Below are 16,007 nucleotides of genomic sequence, written 5' to 3'. Positions count from 1 at the left end.
GGACCCCAGGACTGGAACGGAAGGCCATCGCCGCGTGAACGCACAACCCATCCCGCAGCACCCGAGCCCACAGGACCGACCGGCCCGGCTCAACGTCGGCGTCGTCGGCGCGGGCCGTGTCGGCCCCTCGCTGGCCGCCGCGCTGCGGCTCGCCGGGCACCGCCCGGTCGCCGCCTCCGGAGTCTCCGACGCCTCGGTGCGCCGAGCCGCCGACCTGCTCCCAGGAGTGCCCCTCGTCCCGCCCGCCGAGGTGCTCGCGCGCGCGGATCTGGTGCTGCTCACCGTGCCCGACGACGTCCTCCCCGGACTGGTCGCCGGGCTCGCCGAGACCGGCGCCGTCCGCCCCGGCCAGCTCATCGTGCACACCTCGGGCCGGCACGGCACGGCCGTCCTCGACCCGGCGCGCAGGGCCGGTGCCCTGCCGCTCGCCCTGCACCCCGCCATGACCTTCACCGGCACACAGCTGGACGTGGAGCGGCTCGCGGGCTGCCCCTTCGGCGTCACCGCGCCCGACGAGCTGCGGCTCGCCGCGGAGGCCCTGGTCATCGAGATGGGCGGCGAGCCCGAGTGGATAGCGGAGAGCACCCGCCCCCTCTACCACGCGGCCCTCGCCATCGGCTCGAACCACCTGGTCACCCTGGTCGCCCAGGCCATGGACCTGCTGCGGACCGCGGGCGTCGCCGCCCCCGACCGCATGCTCGGCCCCCTGCTCGGCGCCGCGCTCGACAACGTCCTGCGCAGCGGCGACGCCGCCCTCACCGGCCCGGTGGCCCGCGGCGACGCGGGCACCGTCGCCGCCCACATCGCGGAACTGCGCACCCACGCACCCCACGCCGTCGCCGGATACCTGGCCATGGCACGCACGACCGCGGACCGCGCCCTCGCGCACGGCCTGCTCAAGCCGGAACTGGCGGAGGACCTGCTCGGCGTCCTCGCGGACGGAGGCAACGAATGACCACCCAGCTCACCCGTACGGCAGAGGAGCTGCACGCCCTGCCCCGCGCGGGCCGACGAGCCGTCGTGATGACGATGGGCGCCCTCCACGAGGGCCACGCCACCCTGGTCCGCACCGCCCGCGAGCTCGTGGGGCCGGAGGGCCAGGTCGTCGTCACCGTCTTCGTCAACCCCCTCCAGTTCGGCGCGGGTGAAGATCTCGACCGTTATCCGCGCACCCTCGACGCCGACATCGTCATCGCGGAGAAGGCCGGCGCCGACATCGTGCTCGCCCCCGCCGTCGACGAGGTCTACCCCGGCGGCGAGCCCCAGGTGCGGATCACCGCCGGGCCCATGGGTGAGCGCCTCGAAGGCGCCAGCCGCCCCGGCCACTTCGACGGCATGCTCACCGTCGTCGCCAAACTGCTCCACCTCACCCGGCCCGACGTCGCGCTCTACGGCCAGAAGGACGCCCAGCAGCTCGCGCTCATCCGCCGCATGGTCCGCGACCTCAACTTCCCCGTCGAGATCGTGGGCGTCCCCACCGTCCGAGAGGGCGACAACCTCGCCCTCTCCAGCCGCAACCGCTATCTCTCCGAGGCCGACCGCGCCTCCGCCCTGGAGATATCGCGCGCCCTGCTCACCGCGGAGGCAGCCGTCGCGAAGGGCCCCGCGGCCGTCCGCCGTTCCGCCCGCGCCGTCCTGGACGACGCGGCACGGATGGAGCCCCCGGTCGTCCTCGACTACCTGGCCCTCGTCGACCCCGCCGACTTCACCGAGATCCCCGACGACCACACCGGCGAGGCGGTCCTGGCCGTCGCCGCCAAGGTGGGCGCCACCCGCCTCATCGACAACATCCCCCTGACCTTCGCGGAAACCGGAGCACAGCGATGACCGGCATACGGCTGCACGCACCCCGGCCCGGCTGGTCCGTCGACGCCGACGTGGTCGTCGTCGGATCCGGCGTCGCGGGGCTCACCGTCGCGCTGCGCTGTGCCGCCGCCGGGGCCGCTGTCACCGTCGTCACCAAGGCACGCCTCGACGACGGCTCCACGCGCTGGGCGCAGGGCGGCATCGCCGCCGCGCTCGGCGACGGCGACACCCCCGAGCAGCATCTCGACGACACCCTCGTCGCCGGTGCCGGGCTCTGCTCCGACGAGGCCGTGCGCGCGCTGGTCACCGAGGGTCCCGACGCGGTGCGCCGCCTCATCGCCACCGGCGCTCTCTTCGACACCGACAGCGACACCGGCGAGATCCTGCTGACCCGCGAGGGCGGCCACCACCGCCGCCGGATCGCCCACGCCGGCGGCGACGCCACCGGTGCCGAGATCTCCCGCGCCCTCGTCGAGGCCGTCCGCGACGCGGGCATCAAGACCGTGGAGAACGCCCTCGTCCTCGACCTCCTCAAGGACTCCGAGGGCCGCGCCGCGGGTGTCACCCTGCACGTCATGGGCGAGGGCTGCCACGACGGCGTCGGGGCCGTGCGCGCCAAGGCGGTCGTGCTGGCCACCGGCGGTATGGGCCAGGTGTTCTCCGCGACCACGAACCCCGCCGTCTCCACCGGCGACGGCGTCGCCCTCGCCCTGCGCGCCGGGGCGGAGGTCTCCGACCTGGAGTTCGTCCAGTTCCACCCGACCGTCCTGTGGCTCGGCCCCGACGCCGAGGGGCAGCAGCCCCTGGTGTCCGAGGCGGTCCGCGGCGAGGGCGCCCACCTCGTCGACGCCGACGGCCACCGCTTCATGGTCGGCGCCCACGAGCTGGCCGAGCTGGCCCCGCGCGACATCGTCGCCAAGGGCATCACGCGCCGCATGCAGGAGCTCGGCGCCGAGCACATGTACCTCGACGCCCGGCACTTCGGCGCGGAGATGTGGGCCCACCGCTTCCCCACCATCCTGGCCGCCTGCCGCGCCCACGGCATCGACCCCGTGACGGAGCCCATCCCGGTCGCGCCCGCCGCGCACTACGCCTCCGGCGGCGTACGGACCGACCTGCACGGCCGCACGACGCTGCCGGGGCTGTACGCCTGTGGCGAGGTCGCCTGCACCGGCGTCCACGGCGCCAACCGCCTCGCGTCCAACTCCCTCCTGGAGGGCCTGGTCTTCGCCGAGCGCATCGCCGCGGACATCGCGGCGGACGACTCCGCCGCACCGGGCGAGGCCACCGTCGCCGACCGGCCGGTCACCCCCCTCCTCGCCCCCGAAGCCCGCTTCGCGATCCAGCGCATCATGACCACGGGCGCCGGAGTGCTGCGCTCCGCGAAGAGCCTGGAGCGGGCCGCCGCCGACCTGGACGCGCTGCTCTCCCAGGCGGTCACCACGCTGGAGACGGACGGCAAGACCGCCGAGCCCGGCACCGAGAGCTGGGAGGCCACCAACCTCCTGCTCGTCGCCCGCGTCCTGGTCGCCGCCGCCCTGCGCCGCGAGGAGACCCGCGGCTGCCACTGGCGCGAGGACTTCCCCGACCGCGCCGACTCCACCTGGCGCCGCCACCTCCTGGTCACCCTGCGCCCCGACCGTACGCTCGCGGTCTCCCGCACGGACTCCGCAGCCTTCCCCGCGCTGTCCACCACAGCCGTCCCGCCCGTCACTCCCGCCGCCCTCAAGGAGACACCGTGAGCACCACCGAAGATCTTCCCCTGCACCAGATCGGCCTGTCCGAGGAGGAAGCCGCGGCCGGCGGCTGCGGCGACGGCTGTGGCTGCGGTGAGACGTTCGAGGCGGACGCCATGGAGTGCGGGCTCGACGCCGCGCTCGCCGAGCTGCTCGCGGGCGCGGGCCTGGACCCGCTCCAGGTCGAGGACATCGCGCACCTCGCCGTCGAGGAGGATCTGGACGGCGGCGAGGACATCACGACCGTCGCGACCATCCCCGAGGACGCCGTCGCCACCGGCGACTTCACCGCCCGTGAGGACGGCACCGTCGCGGGTCTGCGCATCGCCGAGGCCATCCTCTCGGTCGTCTGCACCGACGAGTTCGAGGTCGAGCGGCACGTCGAGGACGGAGACCGGGTGTCGGCCGGCCAGAAGCTGCTGACCGTGCGCACCCGCACCCGCGACCTGCTCACCGCCGAGCGCAGCGCGCTCAACCTGCTCTGCCGCCTGTCCGGCATCGCCACCGCCACCCGCGAGTGGGCCGACATCATCAAGGGCACCAAGGCCGCCGTCCGAGACACCCGCAAGACCACGGTCGGCCTGCGCGCCCTGGAGAAGTACGCGGTGCGCTGCGGCGACGGCGTCAACCACCGCATGTCGCTGTCCGACGCCGCGCTCGTCAAGGACAACCACGTGGTCGCCGCCGGTGGCGTCGCCGCCGCCTTCCGCGCCGTCCGCGAGCGCTTCCCCGAGGTGCCGATCGAGGTCGAGGTCGACCGGCTCGACCAGATCGAGCCGGTCCTCGCCGAGGGCGCCGACCTGATCCTGCTCGACAACTTCACCGTCGAGCAGACCCGCGAGGCGGTCGAACTCGTCTCGGGCCGCGCCATGCTGGAGTCCTCCGGCCGCCTCACCCTGGTCAACGCCCGTGCCTACGCGGAGACCGGCGTCGACTACCTCGCGGTCGGCGCGCTCACCCACTCCTCCCCGATCCTCGACATCGGCCTGGACCTCCGGGAGGAGACCGCCTGATGCTGCTCACCATCGATGTCGGCAACACCCATACCGTCCTCGGCCTGTTCGACGGCGAGGACATCGTCGAGCACTGGCGGGTCTCCACCGACGCCCGCCGCACCGCCGACGAACTGGCCGTCCTGCTCCAGGGTCTGATGGGCATGCACCCGCTGCTCGGCGAGGAGCTGGGTGACGGCATCGACGGCATCGCGATCTGCTCCACGGTCCCCGCCGTCCTGCACGAGCTCCGCGAGGTCACCCGCCGCTACTACGGCGACGTCCCCGCGGTCCTGGTCGAACCGGGCGTCAAGACCGGGGTGCCGATCCTGATGGACAACCCCAAGGAGGTCGGCGCGGACCGCATCGTCAACGCCGTGGCGGCCGTCGAGCTCTACGGCGGCCCCTGCGTCGTCGTCGACTTCGGCACGGCCACCACCTTCGACGCGGTCAGCGCGCGCGGGGAGTACGCGGGCGGAGTGATCGCCCCCGGCATCGAGATCTCCGTGGAGGCGCTGGGCGTCAAGGGCGCCCAGCTCCGCAAGATCGAGCTGGCCCGCCCGCGCAGCGTCATCGGCAAGAACACGGTCGAGGCCATGCAGTCCGGCATCCTCTACGGCTTCGCGGGCCAGGTCGACGGCGTCGTGACCCGGATGGCCCGCGAGCTGGCCGACGACCCGGACGACGTCACGGTCATCGCCACCGGCGGCCTCTCGCCGCTGGTGCTCGGCGAGGCGTCCGTCATCGACGAGCACGAGCCCTGGCTCACGCTCATCGGCCTGCGCCTGGTGTACGAGCGCAATGTCGCCCGCACCTAGGACCCCGGCGGGTACGGTCGGGAGCGTGGTGCGCTCGTAGGGAATGCTCCGCGGGCGCAACCGGGGGGCCGCTCCAACTGTCCTGTCAGCTGCGGGACATGATCGTGCACATGATGGGCGTGGAGCGTATGCGCAGGAAGCGGACAATGCGGCGGCTTGCGGCCGTCGGCGCGGTGGCGGCGGCCGGACTGGGCCTGGCCGTCGGGCCGGTGAGCGCCGACGGGCCGTCGCGCGCCGATTACCAGGCCGTCGCCCATCCCGTCGTGGGCCGCGTCGGCCAGACTGTCGAGGTCGAACTGGGCGTCAGGAACGGCGGCCCCGCCCCCGCGGCCGTCCGCGGCGGTCACGGTGCCGGCACATACGAGGTGATCCCGCCCGCGGGGACCACCATCACCGCGGCGCGCCCGCCGCAGGGCGGTGGCCGGCAGCCGTGCGTGGCGAAGGCGACGCCCACCGGCCCGGCCGCGTACGTCTGCGCGATCGGCGACGACTTCCCCGCGGGGGACCAGGAGACGCTGCGCTTCCAGGTCCGCATCGACCGGAAGGTCGAGGGCGCGGAGGGCCGGGTCCAGGTGCTCGACCACGACGCCGAGCAGGCGCCCGACCCGGACCCGGCCAACGACTCGGCCCCGATCCACGTGGAGATCCTGCCCCCGGCCCCGCCGCCCGCCCGCACGGAGGACCTGGGCACCAACGGCACCCTCCTCATCGCCACCACGTCGGGCACGGCCCTCTCGGCGGGAGCGATAGCCCTGGGCGCGTCCCGCCGCCGCCAGCGCTGACGGGGCCGACGGAGGACGGCCCGCAGGAGCGGAAGCCGTACCTGGCGACGAGCCGCGATCAAACACTCATGCCACGCCCGAAATGCACCGATCGGACAATTTTGTCCGCTTAGCACTTAAAGTCGGCGCATGCCCACGCCTTATGGAACACGCGGCGGCATGGCGTTCAGCGCGGACGAACTGCGCGTGCTGCGCCGAGCCCTCGCCATCGCCCTCGACCCCCAGTCCGTGCCCAGGAGCCCCGGCCCCGAGCGGGACGAAGAGGTGCGCGAGTGCCTCCGGCTCGCGGAGTCCGTGGACGAGGCGGCCCACGAGGGTGGCCGGCTGCGCGCCTTCCTCCTCGCCGACCTCATCCGCTACCGCGCCGCCCTGCCCGGGACCGCCGCCGGCTACACCGAACGGCTCCAGAACGCCCTCTCGGCGGGCTACCAGCCCCGTGCCGAGGACCTCAAGGCGCTGCGCACGCTCTGCGCGGGGCCGTCCGGGGGTGCCGAGGCGGACCGCCGCCGCGCGCTGCTGCACCGCTGCGAGCACCTCGCGGAGCTCGGCGTACGGGCACGGCTGGCCGACCGCTCGGTCACCGGCGGGGTGCCCATGTCCCGGCCGGAGCCGCGTGCGCGGCTGCTCGCCCTCGCGGGCGGCCGGGCGGCCGGGGCGACGGCGATCGCGGCACCGGAGGCTCGCCCCGACCCGAAGCCGGCACCCAAGCCCGAGCAGAAACCCGCCCCGTCGGCGCCCGCGCCGAAGTCGCCGCGGCCCGAGCGCCCCATTCCCACCCCCGGCGAGGTCTTTCCCCCGCGGCGCAAGGTTCCCCCGCCGTCGGGGTCCGAGGTTGCCGACCCCCGGGTCCGGCCGGCCTGATGCGCGCGTAATCTGGACGGGTCGCTCAGGCAATCGCAGAATCCAGAACCAGAAGGAGCCGACGGCCATGGACTATGTCGCAGCGCTGGTCCCGCCCGTGGTGATGGCGGTCGCATTCATCGCGCTGATCGTGACGATCGTCAAGAGCCAAGGTGGCGAGAACAAGGCGAAGGAAGACGCCATCGTCGACGCCGCCCTGGCCCGCGCCGGGAGTGCCGACCAGGCCTCCTAGGGCGGCGCCCCCGACTTCCCGCCGAAGGGCGGGTCTGCCGTTTGGGCGTACCGCGTCCTCAGGGCGTACGGTCCGAGACCGCATTTCTCGGCCGTGCGCCCTTTTTCCTGCCCGGATAAACCGGCATTCTAGACATCTCCCACTATTATTCGCGTGTGGTTCGACGCCTGGGTGATCTGGAAGACGCCGTGATGACGCGCGTGTGGGACTGGAACCGACCGGTCACTGTTCGAGAAGTGCTGGAAGACCTTCAGCAGGAACGGTCGATCGCCTACACCACGGTCATGACCGTAATGGACAACCTGTATCAGAAGGGCTGGGTCCGGCGGGAAGCGGAAGGCCGCGCCTATCGATATGAGGCGGTCTCCAACAGGGCCGCCTACTCGGCCGCACTGATGAACGAAGCGTGGTCCGTCAGTGACAACCCGGCGGCCGCACTCGTCGCCTTCTTCGGGATGATGTCGGCCGAACAACGCGAAGCCCTGCGCGACGCCATCCACATCGTCCAACTCGACGGGCCCGCCGACAGCGCCGGGGCTCCCGAGCGATAGCGTCCGGGCATGCCCGCACAATCAAAAGTCGTCACCGTCCGCCGCGCCCGGACCAGTGATGTCCCGGCGGTGCGCCGCCTCATCAACACGTACGTTCGTGAGCGGATCCTGCTCGACAAAGCCACGGTCACGCTTTACGAGGACATCCAGGAGTTCTGGGTGGCCGAGCGGGACGCCGACGGCGAGGTCGTCGGCTGCGGCGCACTCCACGTGATGTGGGAAGACCTCGCGGAGGTGCGCACTCTCGCGGTGGACCCGGCCGTCAAGGGCGCCGGAGTCGGCCACGCGGTACTGGGCAAGCTGCTCCAGACGGCACGCTGGCTCGGCGTCCGGCGCATTTTCTGCCTCACCTTCGAAGTGGACTTCTTCGTGAAGCACGGCTTCGTGGAGATCGGCGAGACGCCGGTCGACGGGGATGTCTACAGCGAGCTGCTGCGGTCCTATGACGAGGGCGTTGCCGAGTTCCTGGGTCTCGAACGGGTGAAGCCGAACACCCTTGGCAACAGCCGGATGCTTCTGCATCTGTGATCGCGGTCCCTATGTCCGAATCGCGCCCCTATCCCAGACCTCCGGAAGGCATCGTTCCCACGCGGAAGGCGGGCTGAACCTTCCCGGGGGGTTTGTGTTTTTCAGAGAAAGGCGGTTTGCTATTCCTCCGTAATCCCATTTTCCACTGAAAGGATTCCCCGTGGCACAGAAGGTTCAGGTCCTTCTTGTTGATGACCTCGACGGTGGCGAGGCGGACGAGACCGTGACGTTCGCGCTCGACGGCAAGTCCTACGAGATCGACCTCACCGCTACCAATGCGGACAAGCTGCGCGAGGCGCTCGCGGACTACGTGAAGTCCGCCCGTCGCACCGGCGGCCGCACCGCGGGTGGCCGTGGCAAGGCCCGCGCCGCCACCGGTGGCAGCCCCGACACCGCGAAGATCCGCGCCTGGGCCAAGAAGAACGGCTACAGCGTCAACGACCGCGGCCGCGTCCCCGCCGACATCCGTGAGGCGTACGAGAAGGCCAACGGCTGATCTGCCGTCGGCTGACGCGTGCGCGCGTCCCCGGCGCGCAGCAACCGGGCACGGTGGCACTCCGTCGCCGCCGCGCTCACGAGCCGTACGAGATCGGGGGCGCCCCCATCGCCCCCGAGGCCGGTCACCGGCAGCGTCGGCTCCACCTCGCACCCCGGCTCGGGAGGTCGTACCCACACGGCCTTCCCCGTGCCGAGCGCCACGAGGTGCCCGCGGCCCTCGCCGGCGGGCACAGGTGCGACCACCCGGCCGCCCGACCCCAGGGCGGTCAGATCCAGGGCCACCCCGCCCCACTCCAGCCAGTCGAGCAGCCCCGGCAGCTCGTCCGCGCTGCCGGCGGCGATCAGGAACCGCAGCCTCCGCGCTCGCTCGTCGAGCGCGACGGGCCCGGTCCGCACCCGGGCGAGCACCGCGCGCCCGGCGTCCAGCGGCACGTCCAGGACGTCGAAGCGCACCCCGGTCACCAGCTCCAGGGGTTCCTCGCCGGTGGTCGGCCAGTTCAGCTCGTGCTCGTACCAGTGGCGTGCCTGGCACCATGGAGATGCGGGGCCGCAGGGGCGCGGGAGGGCAACGGTCATACGCGGTGCAACTGAGAAGCGCCCAAGAGGTTACGCAGGGTTGGTAGTTGGGCACGCTCCGTATAAGGGGCAAGGGGCGCACGGAGGCTCCGGAAGGCGCGAGGTTGTTCGCCCGTAGCTGAGGGGCGGGGGCCGCGCCGCATGGACCGCCGGTGCTTACGGGTAAGACATTCCCAGTGGGAAAGAGGCGGTACAGCAGCGTCGGAGCGCACCACCGGGGGCGGTGGTGGGGTGCCGAGCGGGCGTGTCGGGCCAGGGGTGCGTTCGCCATGGGCGTAGTGGTGGTGAGCGTATATGCCTGGCCTGCGGGAACATCGTCTCCCACCATCGGGTTGGAGGAGTTGTCGGCTGTTCGGCAGCAGGTTTCCCCGCCGACGCGGGGGTGATCCGGACGGATGTCGGCAGTTGGAATGAGCTGTCCCGTCCCGCGGGACTAGCATGCGGAAGGACAGGGAGGGGACCGACCCCTAACTGCCTGACCGCTCTGAGGAGCGATTAACGATGTTCGAGAGGTTCACCGACCGCGCGCGGCGGGTTGTCGTCCTGGCTCAGGAAGAAGCCCGGATGCTCAACCACAACTACATCGGCACCGAGCACATCCTCCTGGGCCTGATCCATGAGGGTGAGGGTGTCGCCGCTAAGGCCCTGGAGAGCCTCGGGATTTCGCTCGAGGCGGTCCGCCAGCAGGTGGAGGAGATCATCGGGCAGGGGCAGCAGGCCCCGTCCGGGCACATCCCCTTCACTCCCCGTGCCAAGAAGGTCCTGGAGCTGTCGCTCCGCGAGGCCCTTCAGCTCGGCCACAACTACATCGGTACGGAGCACATCCTGCTCGGCCTGATCCGCGAGGGCGAGGGCGTCGCCGCCCAGGTCCTGGTCAAGCTGGGCGCCGATCTGAACCGGGTCCGGCAGCAGGTCATCCAGCTGCTCTCCGGCTACCAGGGCAAGGAGGCCGCCACCGCCGGCGGCCCGGCCGAGGGCACGCCCTCGACCTCGCTCGTCCTGGACCAGTTCGGCCGCAACCTGACGCAGGCGGCGCGCGAATCCAAGCTCGACCCGGTCATCGGGCGCGAGAAGGAGATCGAGCGGGTCATGCAGGTGCTCTCCCGCCGTACGAAGAACAACCCGGTGCTCATCGGCGAGCCCGGCGTCGGCAAGACGGCGGTCGTCGAGGGCCTGGCCCAGGCCATCGTCAAGGGCGAGGTGCCCGAGACCCTCAAGGACAAGCACCTCTACACCCTCGACCTCGGCGCCCTGGTCGCCGGCTCCCGCTACCGCGGTGACTTCGAGGAGCGCCTGAAGAAGGTCCTCAAGGAGATCCGCACCCGCGGCGACATCATCCTGTTCATCGACGAGCTCCACACCCTCGTGGGTGCGGGCGCCGCCGAGGGCGCGATCGACGCCGCCAGCATCCTCAAGCCGATGCTGGCCCGCGGTGAGCTCCAGACCATCGGCGCCACCACGCTCGACGAGTACCGCAAGCACCTGGAGAAGGACGCCGCCCTCGAGCGCCGCTTCCAGCCCATCCAGGTCGCGGAGCCGTCGCTGCCGCACACCATCGAGATCCTCAAGGGTCTGCGCGACCGGTACGAGGCGCATCACCGCGTCTCCATCACCGACTCCGCCCTGGTGGCCGCGGCCCAGCTGGCCGACCGCTACATCTCCGACCGCTTCCTGCCGGACAAGGCGATCGACCTGATCGACGAGGCCGGATCCCGGATGCGCATCCGCCGGATGACCGCGCCGCCGGACCTCCGCGAGTTCGACGAGAAGATCGCCGACGTCCGCCGGGACAAGGAGTCCGCGATCGACTCGCAGGACTTCGAGAAGGCCGCCTCCCTGCGTGACAAGGAGAAGCAGCTCCTCGCCGCGAAGACCAAGCGGGAGAAGGAGTGGAAGGCCGGCGACATGGACGTCGTCGCCGAGGTCGACGACGAGCTGATCGCCGAGGTCCTGGCCACGGCCACCGGTATCCCGGTCTTCAAGCTCACGGAGGAGGAGTCCTCCCGCCTGCTGCGCATGGAGGACGAGCTGCACAAGCGCGTCATCGGCCAGAAGGACGCCATCAAGGCGCTCTCCCAGGCCATCCGGCGCACGCGTGCGGGCCTCAAGGACCCGAAGCGCCCCGGCGGCTCGTTCATCTTCGCGGGTCCGTCCGGTGTCGGTAAGACGGAGCTGTCCAAGACGCTCGCCGAATTCCTCTTCGGTGACGAGGACGCGCTGATCTCCCTCGACATGTCGGAGTTCAGCGAGAAGCACACCGTCTCCCGGCTCTTCGGATCCCCGCCCGGATATGTCGGTTACGAAGAGGGCGGCCAGCTCACCGAGAAGGTGCGCCGCAAGCCGTTCTCCGTGGTTCTCTTCGACGAGGTCGAGAAGGCCCACCCGGATATCTTCAACTCGCTGCTCCAGATCCTGGAGGACGGTCGCCTGACCGACTCCCAGGGCCGCGTGGTCGATTTCAAGAACACCGTCATCATCATGACGACCAACCTTGGTACCCGGGACATCTCCAAGGGCTTCAACCTGGGCTTCGCCGCCCAGGGCGATGTCAAGACCGGGTACGAGCGGATGAAGGCGAAGGTCAACGAAGAGCTGAAGCAGCACTTCCGGCCCGAGTTCCTCAACCGCGTCGACGACACGGTCGTCTTCCACCAGCTCACCGAGGAAGACATCATCCAGATCGTCGACCTCATGGTCGCCAAGGTGGATGAGCGGCTCAAGGACCGCGACATGGGCATCGAGCTCAGCTCGGAGGCCAAGTCGCTGCTGGCGAAGAAGGGCTACGACCCGATCCTGGGCGCCCGCCCGCTGCGCCGCACGATCCAGCGCGAGATCGAGGACATCCTCTCGGAGAAGATCCTCTTCGGTGAGCTCCGCCCCGGCCACATCGTGGTCGTCGGCACCGAGGGCGAGGGTGAGGAGAAGAAGTTCACCTTCCGCGGCGAGGAGAAGTCGGCTCTGCCGGACACCCCGCCGATCGAGTCCGCGGCAGGTGGCGCGGGCCCGAACCTCTCCAAGGACGCATAAGGCGCCCTGGGCACAGCTGAAAAAGGGTGGGCCCCGGAACCGTACGGTTCCGGGGCCCACCCTTTTTCAGCTCTTCCGGTGAATTTCAATTACCGGAATTGACGGTCATGGCCCCGCGGGGCCGAACCGGGACAGGCCGCCCGGGCGCTCGTTGCCCACGCGCAGGCTCCCGCCCGTACGGGCGTCCTTCGGCGTGAGCGTGAAAGAGACCCGGTGGGTGCGCGTCGAACCCCGGGACGCCTCCGTGTCCAGGCTGACGACCCAGGCCTTCACGCCGCCCGAGCCCTGGAGGTCCCTGCGGATCTCCACGCTGAATTCCATGGCGATCGGTCCGACGTCGAACACGACGTCCTGGCCCGCGCCGCGCGCCGCGGCCGTGGTGAGGCCGTCGCGGACCGCCTGGACGGCGTCCGCCAGCTCGATGCCCTCGATCTCGGAGTGGTGCGGATCCCTGCCCATCGCGGTGCCCCCCGGCGTGTGCGGCCCGTCGTCAGCTGCCGTCCGAGAGCGTACCGCCGGGACGCGGGCCTTGGTCCCGGAACGGCGAAGGCCGAAAGTCCCGGGGCGGTGACAAGCCGCACAGGGCGAATTCCGGCTACTACCCGCATTAGCGGTCGGCCAGGCACCACAAAAGCGTGATTTTGCCCGGAGAGGCCCGGGGGTAGGGACCAAATGCCTTCGCGACGGATACGAAATCCGCTAGTAGAGGGCGCCCTTGGCGGACCGGAAATTGCGGGTTACCAAGGTATGGCGATCCCGGTCCGCAACCGGGACCCATTCATGCCTGGAGGTATTTCTTCATGTCGAAGCACACCACTTTCCGTAATGCGAGCACGTCTGCCCTGCGCTCCCGCGCCGCCGTCCTGGCCGCCGGGCTCGGCGCCTCGCTCGCTCTCGGAACCGGTGTGGCGCTCGCGGCGGACACCTCCACCGCCCAGGAGCAGGTCCCGGCGTTCGCGTCCGTGGTGGCGCTGGGCGGCGCGCTGCACGCGCAGGCCGAGACCCAGCTGAAGGCCGCCGCCAAGGAGCAGGCCGACCGGACCCATGCCAAGCAGGAGGCCGACAAGCGCGCCGCGGACGCCCGCAAGGCCGCCGAGGCCTCGCGCAAGCGCGCTGACGCCTGGGTCGCGCCCGTCGACGGCTACCGGATCGGCCAGCCCTTCGGCATCTCCGGCAACATGTGGGCCAACAAGCACAGCGGCCAGGACCTGGTCGTCGACAGCGGCACGTCCGTGAAGGCCGTGCACGGCGGCACGGTCGTGAAGGCGGGCCCCAACGGCGGCGGCGACGGCCCGGCGTACGGCAACGCCATCGTGATCAAGCACGACGACAACACCTACTCGCAGTACGCCCACCTGTCGCAGGTCGAGGTGCGCGTCGGCCAGGCGGTCACGACCGGCCAGGAGATCGGCCTGTCCGGCTCCACCGGCAACTCCTCCGGCCCCCACCTGCACTTCGAGATCCGTACGACCCCGGACTACGGCACCGCCGTCGAGCCCCGCGCCTTCCTGAGCGCCCACGGCGAGAACCTCTGACGTCACCGCCGGAGCCCGGAGCAGCCCTCAGTCCGGCACCTGGATGATCGGGAAGCTGCCCGTGCTCGTCGGGGCGGACTCCGGCAGCCAGAGCACGGCGATCGCCCCGCGCCCCTCCTCCGCCTCCGGGTCCGCGTTGCGGAAGGTCAGCCGCGCCCCGAGCACCCGTGCCTGGCCCGCGGCGATGGTCAGGCCCAGGCCGTGGCCCTTGCCCGCGCGGTCCGAGCTGCCGGTGCGGAAGCGGCTCGGGCCCTCCTTCAGCAGCTCCTCGGGGAAGCCCGGCCCGTGGTCCCGCACGCGCAGCACCCGGCCCTCCACGGTCACCTCGAAGGGCCCCTTGCCGTGCTTGGCGGCATTGGCCAGCAGATTGCCGAGGATGCGCTCCAGCCGGCGCGGGTCGGTGGAGACATAGGCGTCGCGCACGACCTTGACCTGCGCCTGGGGCTCGGCGATCCGGACCCTGCGCAGCACGAACTCGCCGAGCCGGATGTCCTGCATCTCGGCGCGCTCCGCGAAGCCGTCCAGCCGGGCGACCTCCAGGACGTCCTCGACCAGGGTGCGCATGGCCTGGGCGCGGTCCCTGACGAGCTCGGTGGGGCGGCCGGGCGGCAGCAGTTCGGCGGCGGTGAGCAGACCGGTGACGGGGGTGCGCAGCTCGTGGGCGATGTCCGCGGTGACCCGCCGCTCGGCCTCCAGCCGGTGCTGGAGCGCCTCGGCCATGCCGTCGACCGCGCGCGCCAGGTCGTCGGTCTCGTCCCGCACCCGCCCCCCGATGGCGTCGCGGACCCGCACCTCGGCGTCCCCGTCGGCGAGCTTGCGGGCGGCGGTGGCGGCCTTCCGCAGCCGCCGTGAGAGCTGGCCCCCGATGAGGATGCCCAGGGCGCAGCCGCCCAGAACCACCGCGACCGAGCCGATGATCAGCGCCCGGTCGAGGGCGTCGAGGATCGAGAAGCGGTCCTGGAAGCGGGTGTGGATCGAGAGGATCTTGCCGTTCCGCAGCGGGGTGGAGGCCCACACCTCGGGGGTGCCCTTGCCGCCGGAGTCCTGGAGATAGGTGGCACGCAGGCCCACGGCCGCGGCGTCCTTGAGCTGCTTGGGGAGCGCCGGGTCGTCCAGCTTCGCGTGGAGCATCAGCCGGTGGGTGCTCTCGTAGTAGCCCTGGGCGATCTGGACCCGCGAGTCCATCACGTCACGGGCGTTGTCGAGCATGGACAGCCGCGCCGCGTTGTGCACGACCAGGCTCAGCGCGACGGCCACCAGCGCGCTGACACCGGCGATGGCGAGGCTGACCTTCCAGCGAAGACCGGTTCGCAGGGCCAGCTTCACCACGGGAGACCCCGGTGGTTCACCATCGGGAGGTCAGCCTCTGAGTTTGTAGCCGAAGCCACGGACCGTCTCGATGCGGTCCTGGCCGATCTTGCCCCTGAGCCGCTGCACATGGACGTCGACGACGCGGGTGTCGCCGCCCCAGCCGTAGTCCCAGACCCGCTCCAGGAGCCGGTCGCGGGAGAGCACGGTGCCCGGCGCCGCGGAGAACTCCAGCAGCAGCCGCATCTCCGTCGGGGTCAGGGCCACGGGCTCGCCGGCCTTGCGCACCTCCATGCCCTCCGTGTCGACCTCCAGGTCGCCGAAGCGCAGCACACCGCCCTCGAGCGGCTCGGGGTCGTCGGCCGCGCCGCCGCCGCCGGCGTGCCCGAAGCGCCGCAGCACGGCCCGTATCCGGGCGACGAGCACGGCACCGTCGAAGGGCTTGGTCACATAGTCGTCGGCCCCGGCCTCCAGGCCCAGCACGACGTCGATGGAGTCCGCGCGCGCCGACAGCATGATCACGGGGACGGTCGACTCGTCACGGATCCGGCGGCACAGGCTCACCCCGTCCAGCCCCGGCACCATGACGTCGAGCAGGGCGATGTCGGGCCTGCGGGCGCGGAAGCGCTCCAGCCCCAGCAGCCCGTCGGGCACGGCGGTCACCTCGAAGCCGTCGCGCTCCAGCGCCAGCTGGGTCGCCTCGCGGATGACGTCGTCGTCCTCGACGAAGAGCACATGCGTATCGGCCACGCTGCTC

General features: G+C 71.5%; 17 protein-coding genes. 13 read left to right on the top strand and 4 right to left on the bottom strand.

What is annotated here, in order from left to right:
- Positions 1-34: 34 nt before the first annotated feature.
- From ABD269_RS18445 to ABD269_RS18395, 11 genes are all read left to right on the top strand, one after another.
- A complete protein-coding gene (locus ABD269_RS18445) occupies positions 35-955 on the top strand; it encodes a Rossmann-like and DUF2520 domain-containing protein (protein WP_301893414.1) in 921 nt (306 codons plus the stop codon).
- Positions 952-1,827: a pantoate--beta-alanine ligase gene (panC, locus tag ABD269_RS18440; protein WP_344119144.1), complete on the top strand. Its 876-nt coding sequence runs from the start codon at positions 952-954 to the stop codon at positions 1,825-1,827. The genes ABD269_RS18445 and panC overlap by 4 nt, the downstream gene beginning before the upstream one ends.
- Positions 1,824-3,548: an L-aspartate oxidase gene (locus ABD269_RS18435; RefSeq protein WP_344119142.1), complete on the top strand. Its 1,725-nt coding sequence runs from the start codon at positions 1,824-1,826 to the stop codon at positions 3,546-3,548. The genes panC and ABD269_RS18435 overlap by 4 nt, the downstream gene beginning before the upstream one ends.
- Positions 3,545-4,555, top strand: coding sequence for a carboxylating nicotinate-nucleotide diphosphorylase (gene nadC, locus ABD269_RS18430; RefSeq protein ID WP_344119140.1), 1,011 nt, complete (start codon positions 3,545-3,547; stop codon positions 4,553-4,555). The genes ABD269_RS18435 and nadC overlap by 4 nt, the downstream gene beginning before the upstream one ends.
- Positions 4,555-5,352: a type III pantothenate kinase gene (locus tag ABD269_RS18425; RefSeq protein WP_116213202.1), complete on the top strand. Its 798-nt coding sequence runs from the start codon at positions 4,555-4,557 to the stop codon at positions 5,350-5,352. Before nadC ends, ABD269_RS18425 begins: the two co-directional genes overlap by 1 nt.
- A gap of 98 nt (positions 5,353-5,450) precedes the next feature.
- Positions 5,451-6,134, top strand: coding sequence for a hypothetical protein (locus ABD269_RS18420; RefSeq protein ID WP_344119137.1), 684 nt, complete (start codon positions 5,451-5,453; stop codon positions 6,132-6,134).
- Between the two features lie 129 nt (positions 6,135-6,263).
- Positions 6,264-6,995, top strand: a complete 732-nt coding sequence (locus ABD269_RS18415; RefSeq protein WP_344119135.1) for a hypothetical protein — start codon at positions 6,264-6,266, stop codon at positions 6,993-6,995.
- A gap of 67 nt (positions 6,996-7,062) precedes the next feature.
- Entirely contained in the window at positions 7,063-7,227 is a 165-nt protein-coding gene (locus ABD269_RS18410) for a hypothetical protein (RefSeq protein ID WP_301893408.1), read from the top strand.
- 155 nt (positions 7,228-7,382) lie between these two features.
- Entirely contained in the window at positions 7,383-7,778 is a 396-nt protein-coding gene (locus ABD269_RS18405) for a BlaI/MecI/CopY family transcriptional regulator (RefSeq protein WP_301893406.1), read from the top strand.
- A gap of 9 nt (positions 7,779-7,787) precedes the next feature.
- Entirely contained in the window at positions 7,788-8,306 is a 519-nt protein-coding gene (locus ABD269_RS18400) for an amino-acid N-acetyltransferase (protein WP_301893405.1), read from the top strand.
- Positions 8,307-8,466: 160 nt separating this feature from the next.
- Positions 8,467-8,802: a histone-like nucleoid-structuring protein Lsr2 gene (locus ABD269_RS18395; RefSeq protein ID WP_301893404.1), complete on the top strand. Its 336-nt coding sequence runs from the start codon at positions 8,467-8,469 to the stop codon at positions 8,800-8,802.
- Here the strand turns inward: ABD269_RS18395 and ABD269_RS18390 are convergent.
- Positions 8,733-9,380: an SCO3374 family protein gene (locus ABD269_RS18390; RefSeq protein ID WP_344119130.1), complete on the bottom strand. Its 648-nt coding sequence runs from the start codon at positions 9,378-9,380 to the stop codon at positions 8,733-8,735. The genes ABD269_RS18395 and ABD269_RS18390 overlap by 70 nt on opposite strands.
- Before the next feature lie 501 nt (positions 9,381-9,881).
- Between ABD269_RS18390 and ABD269_RS18385 the strand changes: the two genes are divergently transcribed.
- The gene (locus ABD269_RS18385; protein WP_116213210.1) at positions 9,882-12,407 is read left to right on the top strand and encodes an ATP-dependent Clp protease ATP-binding subunit; all 2,526 of its coding nucleotides are present in this window, start codon (positions 9,882-9,884) and stop codon (positions 12,405-12,407) included.
- 105 nt (positions 12,408-12,512) lie between these two features.
- On the opposite strand, the gene ABD269_RS18380 is transcribed toward ABD269_RS18385, so the two are convergent.
- On the bottom strand, positions 12,513-12,866 hold the full coding sequence (locus tag ABD269_RS18380) for a trypco2 family protein (protein ID WP_301893402.1): 354 nt from the start codon (positions 12,864-12,866) through the stop codon (positions 12,513-12,515).
- Positions 12,867-13,207: 341 nt separating this feature from the next.
- Between ABD269_RS18380 and ABD269_RS18375 the strand changes: the two genes are divergently transcribed.
- A complete protein-coding gene (locus tag ABD269_RS18375) occupies positions 13,208-13,942 on the top strand; it encodes a M23 family metallopeptidase (protein ID WP_344119126.1) in 735 nt (244 codons plus the stop codon).
- A gap of 27 nt (positions 13,943-13,969) precedes the next feature.
- Here ABD269_RS18375 and cseC read toward each other — a convergent pair whose 3' ends face one another.
- Both cseC and cseB read right to left on the bottom strand, forming a co-directional pair.
- A complete protein-coding gene (cseC, locus tag ABD269_RS18370) occupies positions 13,970-15,271 on the bottom strand; it encodes a two-component system sensor histidine kinase CseC (RefSeq protein ID WP_301893400.1) in 1,302 nt (433 codons plus the stop codon).
- A 30-nt stretch (positions 15,272-15,301) separates the two neighbouring features.
- Complete coding sequence (gene cseB / locus ABD269_RS18365; protein WP_301893399.1) at positions 15,302-16,000, bottom strand: two-component system response regulator CseB; 699 nt, start codon at positions 15,998-16,000, stop codon at positions 15,302-15,304.
- Positions 16,001-16,007 lie beyond the last annotated feature (7 nt).

The sequence above is a fragment of the Streptomyces blastmyceticus genome, from assembly GCF_039521185.1.
Lineage (GTDB): Bacteria > Actinomycetota > Actinomycetes > Streptomycetales > Streptomycetaceae > Streptomyces > Streptomyces blastmyceticus.
The sequence above is the reverse complement of the archived record's forward strand: the minus strand, read 5'-3'. Positions and strand labels throughout refer to the sequence as shown.

What these genes read in the sequence shown, in the direction of transcription:
- ABD269_RS18435 (WP_344119142.1), top strand. Translation starts at nt 1,824, where the DNA reads ATGACCGGCATACGGCTGCACGCACCCCGGCCCGGCTGGTCCGTCGAC.
- ABD269_RS18380 (WP_301893402.1), bottom strand. Translation starts at nt 12,866, where the DNA reads ATGGGCAGGGATCCGCACCACTCCGAGATCGAGGGCATCGAGCTGGCG.
- ABD269_RS18400 (WP_301893405.1), top strand. Translation starts at nt 7,788, where the DNA reads ATGCCCGCACAATCAAAAGTCGTCACCGTCCGCCGCGCCCGGACCAGT.
- ABD269_RS18390 (WP_344119130.1), bottom strand. Translation starts at nt 9,380, where the DNA reads ATGACCGTTGCCCTCCCGCGCCCCTGCGGCCCCGCATCTCCATGGTGC.
- ABD269_RS18415 (WP_344119135.1), top strand. Translation starts at nt 6,264, where the DNA reads ATGCCCACGCCTTATGGAACACGCGGCGGCATGGCGTTCAGCGCGGAC.
- ABD269_RS18410 (WP_301893408.1), top strand. Translation starts at nt 7,063, where the DNA reads ATGGACTATGTCGCAGCGCTGGTCCCGCCCGTGGTGATGGCGGTCGCA.
- ABD269_RS18420 (WP_344119137.1), top strand. Translation starts at nt 5,451, where the DNA reads ATGATCGTGCACATGATGGGCGTGGAGCGTATGCGCAGGAAGCGGACA.
- ABD269_RS18385 (WP_116213210.1), top strand. Translation starts at nt 9,882, where the DNA reads ATGTTCGAGAGGTTCACCGACCGCGCGCGGCGGGTTGTCGTCCTGGCT.
- ABD269_RS18375 (WP_344119126.1), top strand. Translation starts at nt 13,208, where the DNA reads ATGTCGAAGCACACCACTTTCCGTAATGCGAGCACGTCTGCCCTGCGC.
- ABD269_RS18425 (WP_116213202.1), top strand. Translation starts at nt 4,555, where the DNA reads ATGCTGCTCACCATCGATGTCGGCAACACCCATACCGTCCTCGGCCTG.
- panC (WP_344119144.1), top strand. Translation starts at nt 952, where the DNA reads ATGACCACCCAGCTCACCCGTACGGCAGAGGAGCTGCACGCCCTGCCC.